Here is a 6259-nt window from a genome sequence, read left to right on the forward strand (position 1 = left end):
AAGACGGCCGATAGCAACACCGATTATCGTTCCCATGCTCCGCGTGGGAATGCCGTTCTGGACGCTCCGCGTCCGCCCTTCAACGCCCTCGACTGTTCACTTCTTGAGCAACCGCAGCCCGTTGAACACCACCAGCAAACTCACGCCCATGTCGGCAAACACGGCCATCCACATGGTCGCCATGCCCGCAAACGTGATGCCGATAAACAACACCTTGATCGCGATTGCCAGAACGATGTTCTGCTTGAGCACTGCCGAGGTCCGACGGGACAAGCGAATGAACGTCGGTATCTTGCGCAGATCATCGTCCATCAGGGCGACATCTGCCGTCTCGATAGCAGTATCAGTACCTGCCGCCGCCATCGCAAAACCAATCTCGGCCCGAGCCAGCGCGGGCGCATCATTGATGCCGTCACCCACCATGCCCACACGATGGTTGCGAGCATAAAGGGCCTCAATGGCACTCAGCTTGTCGGCAGGCAACAAGTTGCCTTGCGCTTCGTCGATACCGACCTGGTCGGCAATCGCCTTGGCGGTGTGCGGATTGTCGCCAGTCAGCATGACGGTCTTGATACCCAGTTCATGCAACTGAGCGATGGCTTCACGGCTGGTTTCCTTGACAGTGTCAGCCACCGCAAACAGCGCGATAGGACCGGAGGTGTCCAGCAACAGCACCACGGTCTTGCCCTGCATTTCCAGAACATCGAGCTTCGCCTCCAGCTCCGGCGAACACAGACCCAGCTCTTCAACCAGCCGATGGTTGCCCAGGTGGTACATCTGGCCGTTGATTGCGCCCTTCACACCGCGTCCACCCAAGGCTTCAAACGCCGTGACCTCATGCAGCTTCAGGCTGCCGTCGGCCGCCTTGGCAATCGCCTGGGAAACCGGGTGATCGGAGCGACCCGCAAGACTCGCAGCAATAGCCGGCGCACTGTCGGCGACCGTCGGGTCCAGCGGTACGTAGTCGGTCTGCACCGGCTTGCCGTGGGTCAGCGTGCCGGTCTTGTCGAGGGCCAGGTAATCAAGCTTCTCGCCCATTTCCAGATAAACGCCGCCCTTGATCAGGATGCCTTTGCGCGCCGCTGCCGCCAGACCACTGACGATGGTCACCGGCGTAGAAATCACCAGCGCACAGGGGCAAGCGACTACCAATAACACTAGCGCGCGGTAGACCCAGTCAAACCACTCACCGCCAAAAAACAGCGGCGCAATCAGCGCCACGCCCAAGGCGACAACGAACACCACCGGCGTATAGATGCGCGAGAAGCTGTCGACAAAGCGCTGGGTCGGCGCGCGTGAACCCTGGGCCGCCTCAACCGCATGGATGATGCGCGCCAGCGTCGAATTGTTCGCCGCAGCGGTTACACGGTATTCCAGCGATCCCGCCTGATTGATAGTGCCCGCGAAGACCTTGTCGCCGACAGTCTTCTCGACGGGCAGGCTTTCACCTGTGATCGACGCTTGATCGATAGTCGAGTTACCGGACACTACCTCACCGTCGAGCCCGACGCGCTCACCTGGCTTGATTCGGACAATAGCGCCAATTTCGACGTTTTTGGCTTCAATTTCCTGCCAACTGCCGTCCGCCTGTTTAACGGTGGCCAGTTCCGGCGTTAACTGCATCAGCCCGCTGATTGCGTTGCGCGCACGGTCGAGGGACTTGGCTTCGATCAACTCGGCCACGGTGAACAGAAACATCACCATTGCCGCTTCCGGCCACTGACCGATCAGAATTGCACCGGTCACCGCAATGCTCATCAGGGCATTGATATTCAGGTTGAAGTTCTTGAGCGCGATCCAGCCCTTCTTGTAGGTCGTCAGCCCACAACTGAAGATCGACACCAGTGCCAGCAGCGCAACGACCCAGGTAGGGCCGAGTGACGCCAGATGGACCACTTCAGCACCCAGCGCAGTAACGCCGGACAATGCCAGCGGCCACCAGTGTTTCTTCACGACCGGAGCCGGCTGGTCAGACGCTGCGCCCTCCTCGACCGGCTCGGCCTGCATGCCCAGCGAACTGATGGCGTCACGAATCGGGTCGGTAGACGGCAGATCGTGCCAGACGCCCAGCAGGCGATTGATCAGGTTGAACTCAAGCTTCTGCACCCCGGCAAGCTTGCCCAGCTTGTTCTGGATCAGGGTTTGCTCGGTCGGGCAATCCATGGCTTCGATACGAAAGCTGCTCAAGCGACTACCTGATGCCAGCGCATCGTTAAAGGTCACCACAGCAGGTTGTGCATCGCTGGAGCAGCATGCATGAGAATGTTCTACGGGCTTTTGCTCAGGCGCATGCTCGCCGTGGTCATGATCGTGGTCGTGGTCATGTGCGGGGGAATTCTTGATCGTCGTGCCCATTCGTTGTGGCTCCAGGATTCTGCTTGTTGCCAAGTGAACACCCTGTAGCCACTATAGGGTCAAGCACTCAAACGAGATGAGTCCAAATGAAAATCGGCGAACTGGCAAAACTGACTGACACACAGGTCGAAACCATCCGCTATTACGAGCGCGAAGGCCTGCTGCCCGCACCTGCTCGCAGCGATGGCAACTACCGGCTGTACACCCAGGCACACATGGAGCGCCTGTCGTTCATCCGCAACTGCCGCAGCCTGGACATGACCCTGGAGGAAATCCGCAACCTGCTCAGCCTGCGCGACAGCCCGCAGGACCAGTGCGAAAGCGTCAACGCGCTGATCGACGAACACATCGAACACGTCAACGCCCGGGTCGCGAGCCTGCAAGCACTTCAGGAACAACTACTCGACCTGCGCCGCCGCTGCAGCGATGGCGCGGCAGAACACTGCGCGATACTTGAGAGGCTGGAGGTGACGGGCGCTGTTGCAGCGCCAGAGGGCGAGGCTTCACATGTGGGGAGGAGTCATGGGCATTGAGACAGGTTTGAAATCTCTGGTTCAGCGCTGCGCAGCCTGCACCACCGCCACAAGCTCAGTGATCGCCTTTACGAGCTGATCCTTGGCAGCTTTCTCTTTCGCTGCCTCTTCACGCGCCCGCCCAGAATCAGCGCGCTTGAACGCTTCGCGTACTTCCTCGCTGAAGACGCTGATCGAGACGATATTTTCCTGCCGAAAACCAATAGGTCTGAGCGGTGTGTCGCTTGGATAATCGGTGGTGTACACCACTCTGAGGGTGTCTTTATCCCGATAGCCACTGACGGTGGGAATGAGCAGAATCTCCTGATTCACACCCGTCACTTCGGTAGGGGCTCCGACATCCATGATGTAGCCGACGTAGACCTTTCGATCTGCCATCGTGATCATCACTTCATCCTTTTCGACAAATGCATCGAAAAGAGTCGAGCAGATAGGGCTGTGATCTACAGACTCGCCCAGCAGATAGGCCACAATTTCTTCTTTTTACTGGCGCCCAGTTGCCACTTGAGAATCCTGACAGTAATAAAGGCCCCCAGACTTGGCATCGCCAAGGTCAGTAAACCTGACAAGGCACCGTGGGATCCTTCAGGCACACCAAAAAGCCGCTGACGAGTAGTGGCAGCAGAAGTAAAAAAGCCATTTATCAGGATTCGGCTTGCGGTGTGACCAGTTTTTTAGCCTTGTCGCGAGAGGAGCGAACCAAGGCTTCGATTTCTTTGGCGTCCATGGACATGCGGCCACCCCTTACCACCAGAGAGTCGATGCTCTTGATTGCCTGCATGAAGGCCTCGTCTTCAGCCTTCTTCGTATCGCTACGATGTCCAATCCGATTGAAAAACATAGTCGATTCCATTGAACAGGGTCAGGGGATTTACGCCAAAACTATAGCACAGCGCTAAATTCGCTCTCTTACGGGCTCAAACCGCCATCGGCGCCGTCATTGCCGGGTGATGCTGATAGCCTTCCAGTGAAAAGTCCGAAGGCTCGATCAGTTCCAGCCATTCAGGCTGATAAACGCCGGTCTTGGCAAACTCGGGCACGCGCTCGGAGATCACCAGTTTTGGCATCGGGTACGGCTCGCGGGTCATTTGCTCGTTGAGCATGTCCAGGTGGTTCTCGTACACATGGGCATCGCCGATGAAGTAGGTGAACCAGCGCGGCGTGTAGCCGGTCAGGCGGCCGATGAGGCTGAGCAGCGCGGCGCCTTCGGTCAGGTTGAACGGCGTGCCGAGACCGAGGTCGTTGGAGCGGATGTACAGCGTCAGCGAGATTTCGCGGGTCTGCGGGTTCGGGTGCAGCTGGTACAGCAGGTGGCACGGCGGCAGGGCCATTTCATCGAGCTGTGCGCAGTTCCAGCCGTGGAACAGGATCCGGCGGCTGCCTGGGTCATTGATGATGGTGTCGACGCATTGGCGAATCTGGTCGATGGCCTTGTACAGGACCACGAACGACTGACCGTCTTCTTCGGATTCGGCAATCTGACGATACCCCTGGCCCAGCGCCAGTTCGATGGCCGCGACATTGCCGGCATCGATACGCTTGTAGGCTGGCCACTTGCGCCATTGCACGCCATAGATTTCGCCCAGATCGTCCTCGCCCTTGCGGAACGGGTTGTTCAGCCACTGAGCGTTTTCGTTGGCGTTCTGATCCCAGACCTTGCAGCCCAGTTCGCGGAATTCGGCGGCGTTGTTCACGCCACGCAGAAAGCCGACCATCTCGCCGATGGCCGATTTGAAGGCCATGCGCCGTGTGGTGATCGCCGGAAAACCTTCCTGCAAGTCATAACGCAGCATCGCACCCGGAAAGCTGATGGTGTTCACGCCGGTACGGTTGGCTTGCAAGGTCCCGTGCTTGATCACATGCGCGACCAGTTCCAGATATTGCTTCATAAATCACCTGCCTTGTTGAACGCGCCGGGTGCTGACACCCGGCGTTTCGGTATTAAGCCGCTGCCTTGCTGGCAGACGGTTCGCGCTTGTAGGCCAGCCAGATCAGGAACAAGCCGGCGATGATCATCGGCAGACTGAGGATCTGGCCCATGGTCACCCAGCCCCACGCCAGATAGCCCAACTGGGCGTCAGGAACGCGGACGAACTCGACCACAAAGCGGAAGATCCCGTAAAACAGCGCAAACATGCCGGAAACGGCCATGGTCGGGCGCGGCTTGCGGGCGTACAGATTGAGGATGATGAACAGTGCCACGCCTTCCAGTGCGAACTGATACAGCTGCGAAGGATGACGCGCCAGTTGCGCAGGGTCGCTGAACGGCGGGAAAACCATGGCCCACGGCACGTCGGTCGGCTTGCCCCACAGCTCAGCATTGATGAAGTTGCCGATACGCCCGGCACCCAGGCCGATAGGCACCAGCGGGGCGACGAAGTCCATCAGCTGGAAGAAGCTCTTACCGTTGCGTTTGCCAAACCACCAGGCCGCAATCATCACACCGACAAAGCCGCCATGGAACGCCATGCCGCCCTTCCAGACCTCGAATATCAATAGAGGATTGGCGATGTAGGCCGACAGGTCGTAGAACAGCACATAGCCCAGCCGCCCGCCGACGATCACGCCCATAGCCAGCCAGAAAATCAGGTCGGAGAGTTTTTCCTTGGTCCAGGTCGGGTCGAATTTGTTGAGACGACGCGACGCGAGCAGCCAGGCGCCACCGATGCCGACCAGGTACATCAACCCGTACCAGTGAATTTGCAGCGGGCCGATAGCGACGGCTACCGGGTCAATCTGCGGGTAAGGCAGCATTGCGACTCCTCAATTGGAACGCCCTTGCGAGCGACTGAATCAGGCGCGCATGTTACCGGAGCCCGGCAGGATGCTCTAGCGGCTACCGATGGAAGCCAGCTGAACGAAGTGAAAAAAGGTGCACCTGATGTGTCTGGCGGTGACGAAGCGGGGTTATCGCTCCCAAGCTCCGCGTGGTAGCGCCTTTCTGGACGCTCCGCGTCCGATCTTGAACACGCGGCGTGGCGCAGATTTGTGACGCGGAGCGTCACCCAAGGCATTCCTACGCTGGAGCGTGAGGAACGATCACCTCACTATCGTGCGGCGCTCCGCGTCGCATGCAGTTCTGGACGCTCTGCGTCCGATCTTGAACACGCGGCGCGGCACAGATTTATGACGCGGAGCGTCACCCACGGCATTCCCACGCTGGAGCGTGAGGAACGATCACCTCACTATCGTGCGGCGCTCTGCGTCGCATGCAGTTCTGGACGCTCTGCGTCCGATCTTGAGCGGGCGGCGCGGCGCAGATTTGTGACGCGGAGCGTCACGCAAGGCATTCCTACGCTGGAGCGTGAGGAACGATCACCTCACTATCGTGCGGCGCTCTGCGTCGCATGCAGTTCTGGACGCTCTGCGTC

At 59.0% G+C, this 6259-nt stretch carries 5 protein-coding genes and 1 pseudogene; 1 reads left to right on the top strand and 5 read right to left on the bottom strand.

Annotation, left to right across the window (positions count from 1 at the left end):
• Window positions 1–96: 96 nt before the first annotated feature.
• The gene (locus RYB09_RS25645) at window positions 97–2355 is read right to left on the bottom strand and encodes a heavy metal translocating P-type ATPase (protein WP_316890778.1); all 2259 of its coding nucleotides are present in this window, start codon (window positions 2353–2355) and stop codon (window positions 97–99) included.
• 86 nt (window positions 2356–2441) lie between these two features.
• Here RYB09_RS25645 and cadR point away from each other — a divergent pair, with 86 nt between their 5' ends.
• On the top strand, window positions 2442–2888 hold the full coding sequence (cadR, locus tag RYB09_RS25650) for a Cd(II)/Pb(II)-responsive transcriptional regulator (RefSeq protein WP_004654994.1): 447 nt from the start codon (window positions 2442–2444) through the stop codon (window positions 2886–2888).
• 21 nt (window positions 2889–2909) lie between these two features.
• Here the strand turns inward: cadR and RYB09_RS25655 are convergent.
• From RYB09_RS25655 to lgt, 4 genes and pseudogenes are all read right to left on the bottom strand, one after another.
• Window positions 2910–3460: pseudogene (locus tag RYB09_RS25655) on the bottom strand (hypothetical protein); the annotation flags it as partial.
• A 71-nt stretch (window positions 3461–3531) separates the two neighbouring features.
• On the bottom strand, window positions 3532–3729 hold the full coding sequence (locus RYB09_RS25660; RefSeq protein ID WP_004654998.1) for a hypothetical protein: 198 nt from the start codon (window positions 3727–3729) through the stop codon (window positions 3532–3534).
• A 76-nt stretch (window positions 3730–3805) separates the two neighbouring features.
• A complete protein-coding gene (locus tag RYB09_RS25665; RefSeq protein ID WP_010434504.1) occupies window positions 3806–4777 on the bottom strand; it encodes a thymidylate synthase in 972 nt (323 codons plus the stop codon).
• A 52-nt stretch (window positions 4778–4829) separates the two neighbouring features.
• Entirely contained in the window at window positions 4830–5642 is an 813-nt protein-coding gene (gene lgt, locus RYB09_RS25670; protein WP_003432384.1) for a prolipoprotein diacylglyceryl transferase, read from the bottom strand.
• Window positions 5643–6259: the final 617 nt, after the last annotated feature.

The organism is Pseudomonas syringae group sp. J254-4 (genome assembly GCF_032586855.1).
Classification (GTDB): domain Bacteria; phylum Pseudomonadota; class Gammaproteobacteria; order Pseudomonadales; family Pseudomonadaceae; genus Aquipseudomonas; species Aquipseudomonas amygdali.

What these genes read in the sequence shown, in the direction of transcription:
- RYB09_RS25645 (WP_316890778.1), bottom strand. Translation starts at nt 2,355, where the DNA reads ATGGGCACGACGATCAAGAATTCCCCCGCACATGACCACGACCACGAT.
- cadR (WP_004654994.1), top strand. Translation starts at nt 2,442, where the DNA reads ATGAAAATCGGCGAACTGGCAAAACTGACTGACACACAGGTCGAAACC.
- RYB09_RS25660 (WP_004654998.1), bottom strand. Translation starts at nt 3,729, where the DNA reads ATGTTTTTCAATCGGATTGGACATCGTAGCGATACGAAGAAGGCTGAA.
- RYB09_RS25665 (WP_010434504.1), bottom strand. Translation starts at nt 4,777, where the DNA reads ATGAAGCAATATCTGGAACTGGTCGCGCATGTGATCAAGCACGGGACC.
- lgt (WP_003432384.1), bottom strand. Translation starts at nt 5,642, where the DNA reads ATGCTGCCTTACCCGCAGATTGACCCGGTAGCCGTCGCTATCGGCCCG.